The sequence below is a fragment of the Microbulbifer mixtoriginis (SeqCode) genome (genome assembly GCF_052467705.1).
Window position 1 is genome coordinate 1,206,143 of sequence record NZ_CP174322.1, and the last position, 17,779, is coordinate 1,223,921.

At 44.8% G+C, this 17,779-nt stretch carries 22 protein-coding genes, 1 tRNA gene and 1 pseudogene; 19 read left to right on the forward strand and 5 right to left on the reverse strand.

Translation table 11 applies throughout. The features are described from left to right. Positions 1–42 precede the first annotated feature (42 nt). On the reverse strand, positions 43–570 hold the full coding sequence (locus tag ACJJIB_RS05415; RefSeq protein ID WP_444888099.1) for a hypothetical protein: 528 nt from the start codon (positions 568–570) through the stop codon (positions 43–45). Positions 571–845: 275 nt separating this feature from the next. Between ACJJIB_RS05415 and gltX the strand changes: the two genes are divergently transcribed. The 3 genes from gltX to ACJJIB_RS05430 all read left to right on the forward strand — a co-directional run bounded on the left by gltX (position 846) and on the right by ACJJIB_RS05430 (position 3,520). Continuing rightward, positions 846–2,321, forward strand: coding sequence for a glutamate--tRNA ligase (gene gltX, locus ACJJIB_RS05420; RefSeq protein WP_444883879.1), 1,476 nt, complete (start codon positions 846–848; stop codon positions 2,319–2,321). Positions 2,322–2,463: 142 nt separating this feature from the next. Then, positions 2,464–2,539 (forward strand) — tRNA-Ala (locus tag ACJJIB_RS05425). A gap of 228 nt (positions 2,540–2,767) precedes the next feature. Further along, a complete protein-coding gene (locus tag ACJJIB_RS05430) occupies positions 2,768–3,520 on the forward strand; it encodes a hypothetical protein (protein ID WP_444888100.1) in 753 nt (250 codons plus the stop codon). Positions 3,521–3,614: 94 nt separating this feature from the next. Here ACJJIB_RS05430 and ACJJIB_RS05435 read toward each other — a convergent pair whose 3' ends face one another. Further along, a complete protein-coding gene (locus ACJJIB_RS05435) occupies positions 3,615–4,463 on the reverse strand; it encodes a tyrosine-type recombinase/integrase (protein WP_444888101.1) in 849 nt (282 codons plus the stop codon). Between the two features lie 233 nt (positions 4,464–4,696). Here ACJJIB_RS05435 and ACJJIB_RS05440 point away from each other — a divergent pair, with 233 nt between their 5' ends. The 3 genes from ACJJIB_RS05440 to ACJJIB_RS05450 all read left to right on the forward strand — a co-directional run bounded on the left by ACJJIB_RS05440 (position 4,697) and on the right by ACJJIB_RS05450 (position 6,194). Beyond that, positions 4,697–4,831, forward strand: coding sequence for a hypothetical protein (locus tag ACJJIB_RS05440; RefSeq protein ID WP_444888102.1), 135 nt, complete (start codon positions 4,697–4,699; stop codon positions 4,829–4,831). Between the two features lie 7 nt (positions 4,832–4,838). Continuing rightward, positions 4,839–5,135, forward strand: a complete 297-nt coding sequence (locus ACJJIB_RS05445; protein WP_444888103.1) for a head-tail joining protein — start codon at positions 4,839–4,841, stop codon at positions 5,133–5,135. A gap of 750 nt (positions 5,136–5,885) precedes the next feature. After that, positions 5,886–6,194: an immunity 53 family protein gene (locus ACJJIB_RS05450; protein WP_444888104.1), complete on the forward strand. Its 309-nt coding sequence runs from the start codon at positions 5,886–5,888 to the stop codon at positions 6,192–6,194. A gap of 28 nt (positions 6,195–6,222) precedes the next feature. Here the strand turns inward: ACJJIB_RS05450 and ACJJIB_RS05455 are convergent, their stop codons facing one another. Beyond that, positions 6,223–7,164, reverse strand: coding sequence for an IS110 family RNA-guided transposase (locus ACJJIB_RS05455; RefSeq protein ID WP_444886394.1), 942 nt, complete (start codon positions 7,162–7,164; stop codon positions 6,223–6,225). 340 nt (positions 7,165–7,504) lie between these two features. Here ACJJIB_RS05455 and ACJJIB_RS05460 point away from each other — a divergent pair, with 340 nt between their 5' ends. From ACJJIB_RS05460 to ACJJIB_RS05485, 6 genes are all read left to right on the forward strand, one after another. Further along, on the forward strand, positions 7,505–8,098 hold the full coding sequence (locus ACJJIB_RS05460; protein ID WP_444888105.1) for a hypothetical protein: 594 nt from the start codon (positions 7,505–7,507) through the stop codon (positions 8,096–8,098). Between the two features lie 121 nt (positions 8,099–8,219). Then, positions 8,220–8,555 carry a hypothetical protein gene (locus ACJJIB_RS05465; protein ID WP_444888106.1) on the forward strand — a complete coding sequence of 112 codons (336 nt, stop codon included), beginning with the start codon at positions 8,220–8,222 and terminating at the stop codon, positions 8,553–8,555. Between the two features lie 101 nt (positions 8,556–8,656). Further along, a complete protein-coding gene (locus ACJJIB_RS05470) occupies positions 8,657–8,902 on the forward strand; it encodes a hypothetical protein (RefSeq protein ID WP_252085005.1) in 246 nt (81 codons plus the stop codon). A gap of 119 nt (positions 8,903–9,021) precedes the next feature. Further along, a complete protein-coding gene (locus ACJJIB_RS05475) occupies positions 9,022–9,288 on the forward strand; it encodes a hypothetical protein (protein ID WP_444888107.1) in 267 nt (88 codons plus the stop codon). A 118-nt stretch (positions 9,289–9,406) separates the two neighbouring features. Continuing rightward, positions 9,407–10,135 (forward strand): hypothetical protein, encoded by a 729-nt coding sequence (locus ACJJIB_RS05480; RefSeq protein ID WP_444888108.1) that lies wholly within the window; start codon positions 9,407–9,409, stop codon positions 10,133–10,135. A 454-nt stretch (positions 10,136–10,589) separates the two neighbouring features. Continuing rightward, on the forward strand, positions 10,590–10,970 hold the full coding sequence (locus ACJJIB_RS05485) for a hypothetical protein (RefSeq protein WP_444888109.1): 381 nt from the start codon (positions 10,590–10,592) through the stop codon (positions 10,968–10,970). Positions 10,971–10,991: 21 nt separating this feature from the next. On the opposite strand, the gene ACJJIB_RS05490 is transcribed toward ACJJIB_RS05485, so the two are convergent. Then, positions 10,992–11,933: an IS110 family RNA-guided transposase gene (locus ACJJIB_RS05490; RefSeq protein ID WP_444888110.1), complete on the reverse strand. Its 942-nt coding sequence runs from the start codon at positions 11,931–11,933 to the stop codon at positions 10,992–10,994. 296 nt (positions 11,934–12,229) lie between these two features. On the opposite strand from ACJJIB_RS05490, the pseudogene ACJJIB_RS05495 reads away from it, so the two are divergent. The 6 genes and pseudogenes from ACJJIB_RS05495 (at position 12,230) to ACJJIB_RS05520 (ending at position 16,885) form a co-directional block, all read left to right on the forward strand. Beyond that, positions 12,230–13,413, forward strand: a pseudogene (locus ACJJIB_RS05495) (IS3 family transposase). Between the two features lie 507 nt (positions 13,414–13,920). Further along, on the forward strand, positions 13,921–14,688 hold the full coding sequence (locus ACJJIB_RS05500) for a hypothetical protein (protein ID WP_444888111.1): 768 nt from the start codon (positions 13,921–13,923) through the stop codon (positions 14,686–14,688). Positions 14,689–14,803: 115 nt separating this feature from the next. Next, positions 14,804–15,037 carry a hypothetical protein gene (locus tag ACJJIB_RS05505; protein ID WP_444888112.1) on the forward strand — a complete coding sequence of 78 codons (234 nt, stop codon included), beginning with the start codon at positions 14,804–14,806 and terminating at the stop codon, positions 15,035–15,037. Between the two features lie 89 nt (positions 15,038–15,126). Further along, positions 15,127–15,570 carry a hypothetical protein gene (locus ACJJIB_RS05510; RefSeq protein ID WP_444888113.1) on the forward strand — a complete coding sequence of 148 codons (444 nt, stop codon included), beginning with the start codon at positions 15,127–15,129 and terminating at the stop codon, positions 15,568–15,570. Positions 15,571–15,661: 91 nt separating this feature from the next. Then, the gene (locus ACJJIB_RS05515) at positions 15,662–16,285 is read left to right on the forward strand and encodes a LysE family translocator (protein ID WP_444888114.1); all 624 of its coding nucleotides are present in this window, start codon (positions 15,662–15,664) and stop codon (positions 16,283–16,285) included. A gap of 99 nt (positions 16,286–16,384) precedes the next feature. Then, the gene (locus ACJJIB_RS05520; protein WP_444888115.1) at positions 16,385–16,885 is read left to right on the forward strand and encodes a hypothetical protein; all 501 of its coding nucleotides are present in this window, start codon (positions 16,385–16,387) and stop codon (positions 16,883–16,885) included. 82 nt (positions 16,886–16,967) lie between these two features. Here ACJJIB_RS05520 and ACJJIB_RS05525 read toward each other — a convergent pair whose 3' ends face one another. Next, positions 16,968–17,297, reverse strand: a complete 330-nt coding sequence (locus ACJJIB_RS05525) for a helix-turn-helix domain-containing protein (protein ID WP_444888116.1) — start codon at positions 17,295–17,297, stop codon at positions 16,968–16,970. A 214-nt stretch (positions 17,298–17,511) separates the two neighbouring features. Between ACJJIB_RS05525 and ACJJIB_RS05530 the strand changes: the two genes are divergently transcribed. Further along, positions 17,512–17,709: a hypothetical protein gene (locus tag ACJJIB_RS05530; RefSeq protein WP_444888117.1), complete on the forward strand. Its 198-nt coding sequence runs from the start codon at positions 17,512–17,514 to the stop codon at positions 17,707–17,709. Positions 17,710–17,779 lie beyond the last annotated feature (70 nt).

Below are 17,779 nucleotides of genomic sequence, written 5' to 3' on the forward strand. Positions count from 1 at the left end.
CGATGGGTTTGGCTGGAAATCCTATCCGGCCACGCCACAAAATTATTCTGAGGCTACAGTGATCAGCAGCGTATCGGTGTAGCTGGTGCCATCCAGCACATCATTGGTCTGCCAAGCGCTATTGGCAACAGTGATTTGGAATCTGGCATTGTCGGAACCACTGCAAGAAGCGGCGTTACGATCTAGTCCAGTTAGTGGCTCACCCTCATTAACCACAGTAAAGGAACCGTTAGTGCTGTTGTCGAAGCCGACGCTGTAGGGAACGTCTAGGCCGTTGCCGGAGAGGCTGAAAGCCGTATCGTTATTGCCATCATTGCTTTCAAAGGTAATGCTAAAGGTGGGAAAGCCAAAACCGCCGATACAAAAGTCATCGCTGGCAACGGCATCGGTATCCAGGGCAGGGTTGGTAATTGTGATATCGCCGACATCGGCAATTACAATGCTCGGGTTAAAGGTAAGGGTGATATCACTACTGGCACTATTGGTGGCTGCCACGGTGGCGGCCGAAGCGCTGAAAAGCATGCCTGCTGCGAGAGCAGAGGCCAGTGAACGAACTACATTTTTGTGCATGGCGTATCTTCCTGAGCCGTTGGTTATCGTTCTGTGAAAAGCCGCTCGCGAAGATCCTGCACTTGTCAGGGGTAATGCGTTAGTCAAGCTATTCCATCTTTATGGCGGGGATCATACTTTTTTTGTGATGCAAGTCACGTCATTTGCAGGTAATTTTCGATTTATGGCGCCTAAAAGATCTTATTGGCGACCAGCCTGTGTCTGTGCCCGACGCGCGGCCAGCGCTATAATCCCGCGCCTTTAGAGTCCTTTATTTATCTTCAATCAGGTTTGTCATGACCGTAAGAACCCGAATCGCACCGTCTCCAACCGGTGATCCCCACGTTGGTACCGCCTATATTGCCCTGTTTAATCAGTGTTTTGCCCGCGCCCAGGGCGGCCAGTTTGTGTTGCGTATCGAAGATACTGACCAGCAGCGCAGCACCCCGGAATCCGAGCAGGCGATTCTCGATAGCCTGCGTTGGCTCGGATTGGACTGGCAGGAAGGTCCAGACGTAGGCGGTCCCCACGGCCCCTATCGGCAGAGTGAGCGCGGTGATATCTACAAAACTTACTGCGATGAACTGGTGCAGAAAGGCCATGCCTTCCACTGTTACCGCACCGCCGAAGAGCTGGAGCAGCTGCGCGAAGAACTGCGCGAAGCCGGCCGCACCTCACTGAAGCCCAGTGACCTGGCGCTGTCGGAAGAGGAAGTAGAGAAGCGTCGCGCCGCCGGAGCCCCCTATGTAGTGCGCATGAACGTACCGGAGAGCGGTACCTGTGTAGTGGAAGATCTGCTGCGCGGTACTATTGAGATCGACTGGGCCCAGGTCGATGCGCAGATTCTGCTCAAGTCCGATGGCATGCCTACTTACCACCTGGCCAACGTGGTGGATGATCACCTGATGGAGATCACCCATGTGCTGCGCGGTGAGGAATGGATTAACTCCGCACCCAAGCACCAGTTGCTATATGAATACTTCGGTTGGGAAATGCCGGTGCTCTGCCACCTGCCGCTGCTGCGCAACCCGGATAAAACTAAGCTGTCCAAGCGCAAAAATCCCACCTCTATTCTTTATTACCAGCGCGCCGGTTTTATGCCCGAAGCGCTGCTCAACTATCTGGGCCGTATGGGTTGGTCCATGCCGGATGAGCGCGAAAAGTTTTCTCTGGAAGAAATGCTTGAGCATTTCGATATCCACCGCGTTTCTCTGGGCGGCCCGGTGTTCGATGTAGAGAAACTGTCCTGGCTGAACGGCCTGTGGATTCGCGAGCTGGAAAATGAGCAGCTTGCCGACCGCCTTATGGACTGGATGTTTAACCGCGAGAACCTGCTCAAGGTACTGCCCCATGCCAAAGAGCGTATGGAGACCTTCGGCGATTTCGCACCGCTGGTGAGCTTCCTTGCCTCCGGTAAGCTGCCGCTCACCGAGGAGAGCTTCAGTGGCAATAAGTTGGAGCTGGATGAGCAGAAGAAATTGCTGCAATTCGCCCTGTGGCGTCTGGAAGCCCTGCGTGCCTGGGACCGCGACAGTATTTTCCAGGCGGTGAAGACTCTATCCACGTCCATGGAGATTAAGCTCAAGGACTTCAACGCGCCCCTGTTTGTCGCCATCAGTGGTACCACCGCCTCCTTCTCTGTGATGGACGCCATGGTACTACTGGGCCCAGACCTCAGCCGCGCCCGCCTGCGCCAGGCCATCGACGCCCTGGGCGGCGCCGGGAAAAAAGTCCTCAAACGTTGGGAGAAAGAGTACGCCTCACTCCCCTAAGTACCCCACAGCCCCCGCTAGGGGGCTGTGCCGGCTAAGTTGCTAACTAATTGATTAAAAAGTTATTTTTTCTGTTGACAGGCGTCTAAACCTTGCTAAAATGCGCCTCGCTTTCAACGGAAACGTTAAGCAAAAAGGATTTGGGGCTATAGCTCAGCTGGGAGAGCGCAACACTGGCAGTGTTGAGGTCAGCGGTTCGATCCCGCTTAGCTCCACCAAATACGGGGCCTTCAGCAATGAAGGATCCAGGTGCACAAAAACTGCACAAAAACCCGCACAAAAACTTGCGGGGATGAAAAAAGGGCCTTCAGGCCCTTTTTTTTCGTCTGAAATTCCTGCCCTTATTCGTTTGTCAGTTGTTCCATAGATGAATTTCTCTTGCCCTAGGGCGAGAAAGGTTTTTATCTTTTGTCGATGTTATTGATTCTAAGGAGGGAGTCTGAGTAATGAGTGATAACAGCGAGAGAATCTCAAAAGTTTTTCAAGAGCCGGTCTTGGTTGAGCTGCAAGATTCAGTCAAGAAGATTAGGTCGAACGTTGTATTAGTTAGCTTCATATCACTGTTTATGACCTTGGGTGGCGTAAAAATAGACCCTAAGTCCACTTTTTTTGGTTTGAAGTTCACCGGTTTGAGTAATGATCTTATTTATACCGGGTTGTTAATAATTATTTTCTATTTTTTAGCTCATTTTTTGTGGAGTATCTATGAGGCCCTGCAAGAGTGGGAGGTTCGTGTAACTGGAACTAAAGGAGCCTATGGAGCTAGGGGGACTGCTGAAGATACTTATGAAGAAAATTATCCCTCCGACCCACGGAATGCATCGCTTTACCATTGGTGGTCGACACAGGCAGAAAAGATAGGATCTATAGAAGAAGCTGTATTGTCTGCTATTGAAAGTAAAACAAAAATTGAAGAAACAATAAATAAGCTAAAAAAAGAAGGTGTTGAGTTAACAAGTGACGCTGAAAATATTCCTGCTTTACTTCATAAAAATAATACGAAGTGGGATTCTATACAAAGTTTTATTAGGGTAATTCGTAAAGCCATCTCAGTAGATAATATTTCGGGGCCGCTGAAGGTTTTTGAGCGGAGATATAAGTTTTTTCTGCATACACAAAATATAAGATGGATAGTTTTTGATTTTGCTTTTCCCATTGTTCTTGCGTCTTATGCAATTTTCATGCTTCTTTCTTCATAAAGGGCCTAAGTGCACAGAATGGTTTTACCTGTCCTAGCTCAGGAGTATTTATGGTGATTGAGGTTTATTCATTGTTTTGATTGCTCAAGACACGTTAATAAAACTCCCTCCCAATTGCCTGCTCATCCAAATAGATACTAATCTCCTCATAATCAATGCCGTGTCCCGCCTGATAAGACTGAGTAACCCGCTCATCTGTGTGCGCCATCAATTGTTGCACGGACTTCACGTCATACCCCATTCGCTTAAACCGGTCTGAGGCTAGGCTGCGCACTTCATGGAAGCTGGGTGGCGTTTGGTTTTTAGGTAAGCCGATATAGAGCCCGGTAGCATTGCGGGCTTCGGTAAACATATCGCTCAACCGGTCGGGGATTACCTGGCAAACATGCTCTTTAATTTTTCCCGTTCGCCGTTGTTTAGGTGTATGGCTCAGTATGTAGGGGCAGCGGTAATTTCTTAGGCTGAGTTCTCTTGCGCGGTTTATAAGTTTGCCAAGTTGTTGGTGGGTTTTTAAATTAAAACTCAAATGGCTGGCGGCGAGGCTATCCCGTTGCGCTTCGGATTTGTTGATTGTTTTGCGTAGGTAGTCGCCTTGTAGGTGTTTCCCAAAGTTCAGCTCGCAAATATCAGCGCGGTGCATAGTTGTGAGCATACTGATGCCCATAGCAATTTGCAGTGCTTCATAGCCCAGCTCACCGGCCTTTTCATAAATAACCCAGTAGGCTTCCAGGCTGAGGCGCTGCCGCCTCTTGTTGGGTCTGCCTTTTTCCAGTAGACGTGGGCGATCATCGGCGGTGGTAAATGGGTTGCTTTCCAGTTTACACAACCCCTCTGCCATTAAGAAATTAAAGAATTTATTAAATTCTGCGCGCCGTGCATGTTGCTGGTGAAAGGTAAGGGATTCCCACCATTTACGCAGATCCGCTAGCTTCGCTTTGTGCACTGGGATGGAGTCAAAGTCCTCGCCAAAGCATTTTAAGGCGTTACACAGACTTTGCCACCGACACTACCGCAGCAATGGAAATGGCCGCAAGCTTCAATGTTGATCACTTAAACCAGTTCAAAAATACCCCTCAAGCCATTAGTGCATTGGTTATGCAGAGGCCCTCTGAATTTAGATTCCCGTCTGCGGTTGCAGGTAATCCAAACCAAACCCATAGCCAGGAGGCGCAAGCCATGCCGAAAACTACCCCCACCACGCCAGCCGCAACCGGCAATATCACTGGCCCCACCGCCTTTGCCGCAGAGGCCGCTGGCGTTACCAGCCTAGCGGTCAAATTTACCGGCGTGCCGGGAACCGTGAAGGCCTAGGTGAAGCATGGATCTGGACCAACGAGCCGCAGAGCGCGCGTTTCGTAAATGGGGCAAGCCCGCTACCTATACAGACGGTAGCGGGGCTGAGTCTGTAGATTGCCGTGTGATTAAAGATCAAGAGATCGACGAGTTCGAAGATGATGAGCGTGTGCGGGTACCGCGTATCGAGTTGAGTCTGCTGGTGAGCGAAGTAGGGGCTTACAGTTCTGAGGCGGTGATTACCCTTGGCGGTTTGGAGTATCTGGTGCGCAAGCGGCTGTCGGATGATAGGGTTGTTTGGCGGGCGTTGGTGGATGGGTAGCACAAAAAGTCGAGTTATAGGATTAAGACCTTTATGTACGTTAAGGGTGGTCGAAAAATGTACAGCTGTGCATTTTATAACAAAGATCAGCAGCAGCTGCTCCTATTTCTAGGTGAAACTCTGTAACCCATTGATACTTAAAGGGTTCCAAAAGTGATATAAAGCAGAGAAAATACAGAATTATAAAGACGCTGCTTTATATCTTTTTTTGTACATTTGCGCCAAGTGCAGATAGCTTATTGGTTTGCTAAGTTTTTTTCCTCTTCGAAGGAAATGGGGCTTAGAAATATAGAGCAGGGTGATATAAAGAAGCTTCTTTTGAATTAACTGTTATAAGTCATGTTGAGAAAATGCCCAAAATGTAATGGAAAAACTGTAAAGGTAAAGATGTTATCTTTCTCAAGTAGAATGCATTGTGATAAATGCTTTTTCCAGTATGAATATACAGCCTTATCTAAGAGGGTAATAGCATTCGGATGGGCGTTTATACCTGTCTTTGCTATTTCCTTGGGGTTGAGATTTGAAAGTTTACTGGTTTTTGGCTCCTTACTACTAGCGGGTCCGTTTTTAGCTGAGTTTATTTTTGCAAAATACTGCCCACTAAAGCCAGTTAGTGCTAGAGCGTTAAGGAAGAAGCATCGTGGCAAAAGCTTATAACAAACTACGGCACAATCGCCCGCAAAAAGCGCGGGCTGGACTCGCTACACTACGTTTCGCTCGCCTGTGCGCAGAGCGTTAAGCATCAAAAACATGGAAGCTCTCAAAGAACTTGAAGAATGGTATTTTTCTCAGTGCAATGAGGACTGGGAACATACCTATGGCATTGAAATCGGTACTCTTGATAATCCAGGCTGGTTTCTAAAGGTAGACATCACCGATACAGATATAGAAGAAAAGAATTATGAAGGTTTTTCCTACGGTGTAGGTGATGACGCCGAAGCGAGTGGGAACGACTGGATTATTACAAAACTAGAAGGCGGTAAGTTTGTTGGCTATGGCGGCCCTCACAAACTAAGCGAGCTGATAAAGCTCTTTCTAAAGTGGGGAAAAAATGCTTAACAAGTGACTATGGTCCTTTGTCAAGTATTTAAGCCATTTTTTCATCCCAGTAAGTGTTGTTTTTTACCATCGTATTTAGAATGGTAAGTTGCTTCCTCATACATGCGATAAGGGCTACTTTCTTTGGTTTACCAGCAGCGACCAGGCGCTCATACATTGGCTTTAATTTAGGGTGGCATTGTATTGCCGACATCATAGAAACAAACAAAACCGTGCGTACACGATGTCGCCCACCTCGAATATAGCGCTTACCCTGGAAGCTGCCGCTATCACGATTCATCGGGGCGATACCCACAAGTGCCGCAATCTCTTTGCGGTTCAACTTGCCCAGCTCAGGAAGTTCGCTCATTAGCGTGTAAGCCAGTACATTGCCGACTCCTTTAGCGCTTAATAAGAGATCGCGTTTTTGTCGCCACTCGGCAACACTATTAACAAGTTTATCAAGTTGCTTATCGACTCCTTCTAGCTCTTTCTTGATGGCTTTTAAGATAGCCTGAATGGGCCTGTGAACAGACTTGGGCATTCTCTTGAGGCGATTCTTTTGCATTGTGCTCATCTCTAAGCACTGGTTCCTGACCGTCAGCAAATCACTAATATTTCTTAGTTTTTCTGGTTTGATTGATGACAATCTTGGCTTCATAGCTTCACCAAAATGTGCGATATCAATTGCATCCAGCTTATCTGTTTTGGCAAGCCGTCCCGCTGACTTTGCAAAGTTTCTTACTTGCGCAGGATTGCAAACAACTATCGGCAGTCCCGCTTTATGAGCAGCACAAACGAATTCTAATTCTAGTCTTCCTGTGGACTCAATTAATACTCTTTGCGGTTTAAGCGGTTGTAGTTGTTTAATGGCGTCTTTAATACCCTCTTTGTTATTGCTAACACTAAAGAACTGGCCAGTAGGTCTCACATAAATATCGAGTTGTTTACTGCTGGTATCGACACCGACATTGATCTCTTGAGGTTCCATAAGATAAGCTATCTCCGCCTTGCTATTCGGGCTCGAGGCCCACATGACTATTCGAGTTATGCCTAGTGAGTGTCTGTCACGTTCATACTTGTTAACGGTCTTTATGAACCGGCGCAGCAACGAACTGTGACAAACAAGGCCTTCGGTGGCCGCCGAAGGTGGGTCTCAATTTACCCGTTAGCGAAAAGGATTTTCAACATCAGAATCGGACAAGAACAACCATACAAGGCATTGCAGCACGACCGCCAAAGCTACGCAGTTTTTGTGGTCGCCGCGCTTTTACCACAAAATCCGCCCAGCTTCGGCGGCGGCTGAATACGGCGTTAGGTTCGGGGAGAGTATGAATAGGTTTATTTTATTGATTTTACTTTTTCTTCCAGTTGTATCGGCCGGTACTACTTTGCCGAGGGTTGAAATTGGTGAGCTGCTAGATCGGTCAGATGTTACTGCTATTGTTAGAATAGAAAATGGTAGTACATTAGGAACTGAAGAGAAGCCATGTGGAGTTTCTTACAAGGCAAAGGTAATCAATCCTATAAAAAATTCAAAAGTAGGTGAATATATAGAGTTCGGTTATTTTATTGGCCACGGTTTAGGTAATTATTATCTTGTATTTCTAAATAGGAAAGAAAGTGTCTTTAGACCTTTAATGAGTACGAATTCTACTTCGCAAGCAGCTGAGGCAGAATTACGGAAAAATTGTCTATCAAGTTTTCCTGATTTGATTGTCATGCACAGTGGTTATGGTATTAGAAAGTTAGAGCGCCCAAGCGAAAATGGATACAAGGATGCCATATTACTTCCTACTCGTTATGTGGATATCAATACACCTGAAAAACTTTTAGAAACAGAAAGGGAAATATGTTACAGCTGGGAAAACTGTAAATGGATTACTAAAGAATATTTATTGGAATATCTTGGTAGGAAAAAATAAAATACCTAACAAATTGCTGCAGCTGACACCTTGAACTTAGTTTGAATTTCGCGCTGATGCGCAAAATCACCCTAAGTTCAATGCGCAGCTGAGCAAGGCGTTATAAGTCATAGGAAGTATCGTGCTTCAATGGGATGAAACAGAATATGTTGGGATTTTGGAAGTAATCCCTGAGGTTGTCGAGGATGAAGGCGGTGGACCGTTTTATGTTTTCAGAGTCCAGGAGAACGGCCTTGAACTAGAACTTACAATATTTCCTTTTGAGGAGGACGTTCGATTCAGGTTGTTCCGAGAAAATCAGAATCATGTCTTGTTCGAATATCAAATAATGGGGTGCAAGTTCGCGCGTCATAACTCTGCTCCCAACCAAGAGGGTTATCTTTCGTTCATAAGCAAAACTGGTATCGAGGTCACGCTCTCTGTTAAACCAGATATCGAGATTCTAATTAGTGAGTAGTCAACTTATAACAAGTAAAGGCACCCGACGCCAAAACCGCCGCTTCGCTTTGGTTTTGACGCAGGTGCTTTAGGCGTTATGTGCCTTAAAGGAAGGTGAATGTGAGCTACTTAGAGTTAAAAGACGATAAGTTCTCTGAGAAAATATCTTTAAGAGACTCATACGAATTGATGTATCAGTTTGTTCTAGAGATACATAAGCGTGGAGAGGTGGATACATCATGGCTCCTTGGCTCTCTAGGTGTTTGCGGCGATGGCTCCAGCACTGATCCAGCTCAGTTGTATGACTATATAAGTGTTTTCAATGAGCTAAAGAATCAGCGCAAGCTCTTTGATAGTAATGGCTAAGTCAAAGCACATAACAAGCGGCTGTAGTTGCCCCTTCGGGGCTGGGACAGCTTTTCCGCTGCTTTGCAGCTACAAACCCGCCCCTAAGCCGGGCGTTAAATGTATAAGGACGTATGGTCATGGCAAAAATATCACCGTATGAAGAAGTGCTTGTTGAAAGCTATATCCCTTCCAATACATCTGGAAAACACGGAAAAGTTCACATTCGGCCTGTGGCAGGCGGTAAGTACAGCTCGTCACTTCAAGTGGAATGTGCAAAAAAGTTGAGTCGTGATTACCCTGTAGGCACTAAGTTTTTACTCCAGGCGAAACTAACTGATAGAGAAGGCGGTGGAGAGTATCTGTATAGCTCCTATCGTTGGAAGTATGAGGTAGTGAGTGACTAATACATTTAACAAGTACAAGCAGGTTGCTGCGGGCCTGTGGCCCTTCGCGGGACAGCCTACGCTACGCTCCGGCCGCCCCTGTTGTAGTCGTTATGCAATCCAAAAGGAGCGTTTATAGATGAGAGCAATTCCATTTTTTTGTACAGTATTTTTGATAGCTAGTTGTAGTATACCTAGAGCAAAATCCCCAGAGTTCAATAGTAGCGATCGATTCGGAATATTTATAGACAGTCCAAATGCCTTATGCCATGTTCATGTAGGTTTTACTGTTTTCCAGAATGTTGAAGCTGTTTATGACTTGGAATATTCACTAAATGAATTATTTTATGAAGGGTACACTCAGTCCTTTAAAGAAAAAGACGTGTATCTTAAAAGAATCGATTTTTCTAAACTCAGTCCAGTTGATAGAGGCGATCTACTTGTTTCTTCCGAAAAAAGTTCAACAGCGCAGAAGCTCAATCCAAAATATCATGATCTAGTTTCAGATATTATAAAAAATAGCGATTTGGATTACTTGATGTTTTTAGTCTACAACGGACCTAGCTCTCAAGAAGTAAGAGAAAAAATAGGAAAGGGCTATAACAACATTTATTGCCCGGTCAATTATTATACTGGTAGGGCCGTAGATGATCCGCCAAAAATAACAACAACAGCATTTGTCACAATCGATACTAAAAACTATGATTTTGCAGGGCAAGTATATTTGCCATTCCCAAATAATGTTCGGGTGATTGAGGCACAAAATATTAAGAGTATTTCACCAGTTGAACTAAATTCAATGAAAGAAGGTGTTGTTGAATATTCAAAGGCTGTTGCAGATAGGTATCTTTCAAATGTGGTTCCATGATAACTGCATAACCAAGCAATGCAGCCGACGGCCAACTTTGTGCACATTGTTGCGCGGTCGCTCCGCTCCCATTATTACGCAAAATGCGTACAAAGTTTGCCGCGGCTGATTGCGGCGTTATATGTCATGGGAAGGGTATGAAACCTAAAGGTTCGAGTATTACAGATAGTTTGTTGTGATTTTTAATAGCCATATTCCTAGCTATATGGCTTGGAAGCCAATTGTATTGGGCAGCAGTAAATTTAGAGATTCAAGACCTACGGGTTGCAGGTGTGGTTTCGTTCAGCACACGCCCGGCTTGGTTCTCTTTTGTTGTCAGTATTAAAGCAGTCGCATGGTGTTTTTCCATTTTTGTGGTTTACAAATATGCAAAATCAAAACCCGTCAAATCAACCACATAACCAGGTGCAGCACAACGCGGCTTCGCCGCTCGGACGCCGCAAGCGGCGCCCGTGTGCACGGCGTTATGTGCAAGGAAATTAAAATCGGATTATTTCATAAAATATTTATCTTTATCACTGGAGTAGCTCCTGCAACATGTTGGTTCTTGCTTGGGTCATATTGGTCTTTTGGCTTATTTAATAATATTGTCAATATCCCGTTATGGTTATTGTTTTATAGTTTTGCTCTATTTGGAGTCTTAGGCTTCTGGCTTGAGTTGCTAAAGCCAGATAAATATAAAGCACTTATTTCTATTGGGATGATCCTTGGTTGTATTTTTACTTGTGTAATATATTTTACAGAACCTAATATGTTTAGAGGGCTATTTTTAGCAGTTTTCTCACCTGTTGTAGCTGGCATTGTAATATTAATAAAAAATGCACATAACAAGTGACTATGGTCCTTTGTCAAGTATTTAAGCCATTTTCTCATCCCAGTAAGTGTTGTTTTTTACCATTGTATTTAGAATGGTAAGTTGCTTCCTCATACATGCGATAAGGGCGACTTTCTTTGGTTTACCAGCAGCGACCAGGCGCTCATACATTGGCTTTAATTTAGGGTGGCATTGTATTGCCGACATCATAGAAACAAACAAAACCGTGCGTACACGATGTCGCCCACCTCGAATATAGCGCTTACCCTGGAAGCTGCCGCTATCACGATTCATCGGGGCGATACCCACAAGTGCCGCAATCTCTTTGCGGTTCAGCTTGCCCAGCTCAGGAAGTTCGCTCATTAGCGTGTAAGCCAGTACATTGCCGATTCCTTTAGCGCTTAATAAGAGATCGCGTTTTTGTCGCCACTCGGCAACGCTGTTAACAAGTTTATCAAGTTGCTTATCGACTCCTTCTAGCTCTTTTTTGATGGCCTTTAAGATAGCCTGAATGGGCTTGTGAACAGACTTAGGCATTCTCTTGAGGCGATTCTTTTGCATTGTGCTCATTTCTAAGCACTGGTTCCTGACCGTCAGCAAATCACTGATATTTCTTAGTTTTTCAGGTTTGATCGATGACAATCTTGGCTTCATTGCTTCACCAAAATGTGCGATATCAATTGCATCCAGCTTATCTGTTTTTGCGAGCCGCCCCGCTGATTTTGCAAAGTTTCTTACTTGTGAAGGATTGCAAACAACTATCGGCAGTCCCGCTTTATGAGCAGCACAGACAAATTCTAATTCTAGCCTTCCTGTGGACTCGATCAATACTCTTTCAGGTTTAAGAGGTTGTAGTTGTTTAATGGCATCCTTAATACCATTTTTATCATTGGTAACACTAAAGAATTGGCCAGTAGGTCTCACATAAATATCGAGTTGTTTACTGCTGGTATCGATACCGACATTGATCTCTTGAGGTTCCATAAGATAAGCTATCTCCGCCTTGCTATTCGGGCTCGAGGCCCACATGACTATTCGAGTTATGCCTAGTGAGTGCTTATCACGTTCATACTTGTTATCGGTCTTTTACGAACCGGCCAGGCAGCGAACTGTGATAAACAAGGCCTTCGGTGGCCGCCGAAGGTGGGTCTCAATTTACCCGTTAGCGAAAAGGGTTTTCAACATCAGAATCGGGCAAGAACAACCATACAAGGCATTGCAGCACGACCTGATCTTGCCCCGTTTTAACGGACACCAAAGTCAAACAGACGAGGTGTCTTATGCCGAAATACAACAAACCTAGAAAGACTTGGCAGTATTCAAACGAATTCAAAGTGAAAGCGGTAATGCTTAGCTTGATAGAGGGTGTTCAAGTTAAGGAAGTGGCCGAAACTCTCGACATTCACCCTTTCATGCTGTCACGATGGCGAAAAGAGTTTCAGGAGGGGAAGATTGTGGCAGATAAACGAAGAAAGCTTACTGGTGTAGTCTCTAAAGCAGAGAAAGAACTTTCTAGGGTAAAGCGTTTAGAGGCGGAGAATCGTAAATTAAAGTAGGAGCTTGATTTGTTAAAAAAGTGGCAACGGTTTCTTGCGGAGGAACATCAGCAAGATATCGATTCATCCAGAGGTTCGGATCAGAACTAGGTATCAAAAGAACTTGTCAGTGGCTGGGAGTATCGCGCAGTGGCTATTATGATTGGCTGAAGAGGCAGCGATCGCACCGAAAACACCAAGATGATGATCTAAAGGTTCAGATTCAAAAGATTTCGGATGACTCTGCAGGGCGCTATGGTAGTCCAAGAATTTGGAAAGCCCTGCTGACCAAGGGATATGAAGTTAGCCGTAAGCGCGTAGCCCGGCTGATGCAGGAATTAGGAGTCGTAGCCAGAGTTACGAGAGTGACACGTAGGGCACCAGGCATAAAGCGTTTCCTAGCCTCTGGGGAGAATCTTAGACCGGATGGAGCTGTGCCTAAAAGCAAGAATCAAGTTTGGGTTGCTGACATAACCTACCTTAAGGTTAAGGGTCAATGGCAGTACTTGTCAGTGGTGATGGATTTGTATTCTCGCCGAGTAATCGGTTGGAGTTTAGATACGAAAAGAACAACAGAATTAACCCGAAGAACCCTGATGAATGCTGTAAGGAAAAGAGGATCAAAACCGGGATTAATATTACACACGGACAGAGGTGTAGAGTACAGAGGGTCCGAGTATCAAAAAGAGTTGAGAAAATATGGAATCCAGCATAGCTTGAGTAGAGCGGGTAAATGTACGGATAATGCCCATATGGAGTCGTTCTTCCATAGCTTAAAAGCTGAACTGATTAGAGAAACTAGATTCCAGACAATGAGCCATCTAAAGTATGCTTTGGCTCGATATATTAATGATTTTTACAACCGTAGGCGGCTGCATTCAGCTCTAGGCTATCGATCGCCAATGGAATATGAGCGAATAGCAGTATGAAAAGTAGTGTGTCCGTTTTATCGGGGCAAGATCAAAATTACTCGCTACGCTCGTATTTTTCCGGTGCAGCTAGGCGTTATGTGACTAAAAGAGTAAGCTCAAAATGTTCAAGCAACTAAGCCGTAACAGAAAGGTACTTTCCGTATTTAGCATCGGAGTAGCCGTGTGGTGTATTTCTATGCTTGGCTATCAAATAAGTTATGCAGAACGGGTTATGTCAGGACTAGAGAGTTGCATAATTGAATCGCTCGAACTTTGTGAGAAAGTAAATGAGCTCGAGTTGTATCGAAGCCTATGGAATGGGTCTGCTAGGTACTATGCTTTTGCATCGGCATTCTTCTGCGGTATATATGGTGCAACCTCTTTTGGGAGCGAAAGAGAAGAGTGAAGTAGATGCCATCACATAACAAGCGGCTGTTGTTGCCCCTGCGGGGCTGGAACTGCCTTTCCGCTGCTTTGCAGCTCCAAGTCAGCCCCAAAGCCGGGCGTTAAATGTCTAGGAGAGATATGAGAGTTACGCTTAGAGCAATAGGGGTTTTTGGGTTGCTGCTCTTTGGTACGCTTTTCAGCGTAACTTTCGGTATGCCTACGGCCGTTGAGAAATCTGCAAAGGATTTCGTTGCAATGCAAATTGAGAGTGAAATCGAGGAGAAGTACCAAGACAGCAAGGTGTCCTCGTTATCTGATAAAGCACTATCTATTGCCTCACGCCTAGGATACGAAGAAAGCAAAATTAGAGCAGATCTCAACAACAAGCTACCCGAAAAAATCGCTAGTGTTATCGCCTCTCTATGTGGCTATGATTGCGAAAAAAAGAAAAGCCTCACTAAATCTATCGCAGCTGGATACATGGAACGCATTGCTAACTTACAGGTTGCACAAGAAAAGCTCGGCGAGATCATCAAAAATAAATACATGACCATTGTTGAAAGCTTAAGAACGGACCTTCGAATTTTCTTAGGCAGTAACACTGTAATGTTTATGATCTTGCTGCTGGTCTCATTCCAGAAACCAAAAGCCATGGCGCACTTGTTCCTTCCGGGTATCTTTTTGTTATCTGCTACGACCGCATCTTCGGCCATTTACCTGTTCGGTCAAGACTGTTTCTATACGATCCTATACAACGATTACATGGGGTTCGGTTATCTAGTTTATGTGAGTGTCATTTTTGGCTTTCTTATGGATGTCACATTTAATCAAGCCAGGGTAACAAGTGAGATCATAAACGCTTTTTTTAATGCAGTAGGCTCTACACTATCGGTAGCACCGTGTTAGCCGCATTTAACAAGGCACTCAACACTCAGCCCAGCTTCGCTAGTCTTGGACTGTCACTGCGGCGCAGCGCCAGCCCGTTAGCGCGACGTTATAGCTCCTTAATGGATCATGCGTAATGTATGAGCTGTTTAATATTTCCAACATCGAAGCCCTGGGTATATTGCTATGGTTTTGTGTTGTATTAGTTCTTAGCTATATGCTAGCTATCAAAAAAACTTTAAAGGTTAAACAAGCGGTTGTAGTTGGTGGATTTATGGCATTATTACCTCCGCTGGCAATTATATATTTGGTCTCGCTGCTACTTAGAAAAAGCCTTTCTGTATCAGAGAGGTCAGATGAGACGTTTTAACAAAACGCTGAAAATTCGCCCCCAAAAACATGGGCTGGATCTCCGGCAAAAAACACCTCCGGCCTTTTAGCTTTGCGTTAAGCATCAAGATGAAGAAAAGAGAGATACTTACATATCCACTATCGAAAGAGCAGTTTTGGGCTGAATTTCGTAATTTCGTAGAGTATTTTTCGAAAAGAGGCATTAAAGATTGCTCAGTGTTATTTGGCTTCGCTTGGGGTATCGAGTACTACCCTGGTAATGAATGGCTACCTGAAATGTTGTCACTTGAAGAATTAGAAACGAAGATCACTGAACTTGAAGCACGTGGTTTAGGTGAATTTGGCAATAATGATGTTTTCGTTGAAGTCGTAGACTTGGAATTTCGTTTCTGTAATGACTCTGATATACATGTCGGGTTTAATAAAACTAACCCTCTTGTAGAATATTTTTATAGCCGTTGGGAAGAGTTGGGCTACTCACCAGCTGAATGGCTTAAAAATCAATCAAGTGGGCCGGGAGAGTTTGTGCGGGGAGCAAGACCAAATGCTTAACAAAGCCAAGTAAAATCGCCGCGAAAAGCGCGGCTGGACCTCGCTACCGCTCGGCCTTTGTTGGCGGCGTTAGCTTCCTATGGAGAGTTTAATGCAAATAGAAAGTTGGTTAGCATTCTGTTCGATTGCTTTGTTGGCAACAGCAACTCCCGGACCAGCAACTTTGTTGGTATCAACAAACAGTTTGATGTATGGTTTCAAAAAATCATTGATCACGGTTTTGGGTAATATTTCTGGACTACTTCTTATGTCCAGCTTTTCTGTTTTAGGCTTGAGTGCAATTGTTCTCAATTCGGCTATTGCTTTTACTGTATTAAAAATCGCAGGTGCAATTTACCTTATCTACATGGGTGTAAATCTATGGAGGAAAGGCATAACACCAATGGAATTAAAGCAAACAAAAAAAGGTAAGAAGCATACTATCAGTCTATATTTACAGGGTATTTTGGTTTCCGTTACAAATCCTAAGGCGATTGTTTTTACAACAGCATTATTCCCACAATTCATAGTAGTTTCAGAGTCATTACTTCCACAGTTCACTGTGCTGGTTTTAAGCTTTATGTGTTCATCGTTTGTCTGTCTATCTACATATTCGTATCTGGCACGGAGAGCAAAGAACAAAACAGCCAAAATATTTTCAGGTCCTATTGCAGGTAAAGTATTTGGCTCAACATTCATCGGTGCCGGTTGTATATTGGCATCAGCATCAAGGTAATCGGTAGCTAGCAAGTGGTTGCAAGTGGCGCCTACGGCGCACTTGAGCCATGCGTTACTAAACATACATTAATTCGAGTAAGTTGAGGAATTTAGACTAGTGAGTACAAATTATACCTTTCATCCAATAAGCCCAGAAAACATCGAGAAGATTAGGGGAAATGAATTTCTTTATTGGTTGCTATTAGAGGATAGTGAGTGTTACGAAGAGGAAACTGGTGAAGTGCCTCCTGCGGACTTTAAGGTTAGTAGCAGAGAAGGGTCAGTTTTAATTGATGACTGGAATATTAAAACTGTTGATTGGGTTAAGGAAGTTTTAGATTCAAGATATCCCAGAATAATCAAATCTCTAGAGCAACTTAGCTACCAATTTGGAGAAGATTGTGGAGATGGTGTGGATTTTGGTTTTGGCCCTATAGCAATAATCACCTACGAGCAAGTGGCAACAGCTTTAGATAACCTGTCTGAGATTACGGAAGGTTCTTCGTTAGAAGGAAAAGTAGAAGATATTAAATTCATTGGGGACTGGTTAATTGAATTGAAGTCAGCACTTCAAGAGGTTCTTAATTCAAAATTTGGATTGATTCGGACGCTTGGTTAGTAACAAGGCCAAGCACGATCGCAAATGCAAGCATTTGCTGGACCTCCGGCGTTATCGCGCCTCCGGCCCGTGTTGGTAGGCGTTATCGCCTTCCTTTCCAAAGCTGGTAACTACTCTCAACCACCCGGTGAATATACCGGCGAAACTCCTGCGGCAATTTTGCGTACATTCGGGCTATTAACTGCGGGAAGGGGATCTGAGTAAAGTGGTGCCGGTACTCGGCCCCGTACACCTCGGCCAACGTAATCCCCACCGCCTCACACAGTTCCTCCGGCAGCTTCTGACTTCCTGTTTCCATTTTCGAAACTTGAGATGGCGCTAGTCCCAGCTGGTTGGCCAACTGTGCGATCGTCTTCTCCTCCAATTTCCGTGCGTTGCGCAGGCGTTTGCCTAGTGTTCCGGCCTCAAACATCTAGCCGTATCAGGTACTCCCGTAATAACAAATTTTCGATTTTCGAAATAAAACCGCATTTTGCATTTCTAGATTAGAAATAATCCAGAATATTCATTTATACACTGAGAAATAGTTAGTAGTGTCCCGGTGTTTGTCGCCAAACGCTCGAATAAAGTGCTGAATTCGATCGGCGGTATTAGTGAGGATTTGTAGTTCCTACAGGAGGTGGACTATGCCAATGACTGCTCACATTCAACAACTTCACCACGTCAACAATCTATGTGCCGGCCTGGAATGGGTTGCGGATTGTTCGAGTCAGCTGACCCGTAAAGCCTTGCTGCAGCTTATTAGCGATGAGGTAGGGTTCGTGATTTGCGCCTATGAGCAAAAGATCCCAGAGGGAAGATCTGCATTTGAAGAGGCTGACTGACTGCTTTGTAAAGCCGGTGCCGTGAGTGGTGCCGGCCTCATAGTCACTCATTCCCCTTGTTTGTTGGATA

Coding starts and splice junctions, on each gene's coding strand:
- ACJJIB_RS05510 (WP_444888113.1), top strand. CDS start 15,127: ATGAAGAAAAGAGAGATACTTACATATCCACTATCGAAAGAGCAGTTT.
- ACJJIB_RS05440 (WP_444888102.1), top strand. CDS start 4,697: ATGCCGAAAACTACCCCCACCACGCCAGCCGCAACCGGCAATATCACT.
- ACJJIB_RS05475 (WP_444888107.1), top strand. CDS start 9,022: ATGGCAAAAATATCACCGTATGAAGAAGTGCTTGTTGAAAGCTATATC.
- ACJJIB_RS05450 (WP_444888104.1), top strand. CDS start 5,886: ATGGAAGCTCTCAAAGAACTTGAAGAATGGTATTTTTCTCAGTGCAAT.
- ACJJIB_RS05515 (WP_444888114.1), top strand. CDS start 15,662: ATGCAAATAGAAAGTTGGTTAGCATTCTGTTCGATTGCTTTGTTGGCA.
- ACJJIB_RS05460 (WP_444888105.1), top strand. CDS start 7,505: ATGAATAGGTTTATTTTATTGATTTTACTTTTTCTTCCAGTTGTATCG.
- ACJJIB_RS05430 (WP_444888100.1), top strand. CDS start 2,768: ATGAGTGATAACAGCGAGAGAATCTCAAAAGTTTTTCAAGAGCCGGTC.
- ACJJIB_RS05455 (WP_444886394.1), bottom strand. CDS start 7,164: ATGGAACCTCAAGAGATCAATGTCGGTGTCGATACCAGCAGTAAACAA.
- ACJJIB_RS05500 (WP_444888111.1), top strand. CDS start 13,921: ATGAGAGTTACGCTTAGAGCAATAGGGGTTTTTGGGTTGCTGCTCTTT.
- ACJJIB_RS05530 (WP_444888117.1), top strand. CDS start 17,512: ATGCCAATGACTGCTCACATTCAACAACTTCACCACGTCAACAATCTA.
- ACJJIB_RS05415 (WP_444888099.1), bottom strand. CDS start 570: ATGCACAAAAATGTAGTTCGTTCACTGGCCTCTGCTCTCGCAGCAGGC.
- ACJJIB_RS05445 (WP_444888103.1), top strand. CDS start 4,839: ATGGATCTGGACCAACGAGCCGCAGAGCGCGCGTTTCGTAAATGGGGC.
- ACJJIB_RS05480 (WP_444888108.1), top strand. CDS start 9,407: ATGAGAGCAATTCCATTTTTTTGTACAGTATTTTTGATAGCTAGTTGT.
- ACJJIB_RS05525 (WP_444888116.1), bottom strand. CDS start 17,297: ATGTTTGAGGCCGGAACACTAGGCAAACGCCTGCGCAACGCACGGAAA.
- ACJJIB_RS05505 (WP_444888112.1), top strand. CDS start 14,804: ATGTATGAGCTGTTTAATATTTCCAACATCGAAGCCCTGGGTATATTG.
- gltX (WP_444883879.1), top strand. CDS start 846: ATGACCGTAAGAACCCGAATCGCACCGTCTCCAACCGGTGATCCCCAC.
- ACJJIB_RS05490 (WP_444888110.1), bottom strand. CDS start 11,933: ATGGAACCTCAAGAGATCAATGTCGGTATCGATACCAGCAGTAAACAA.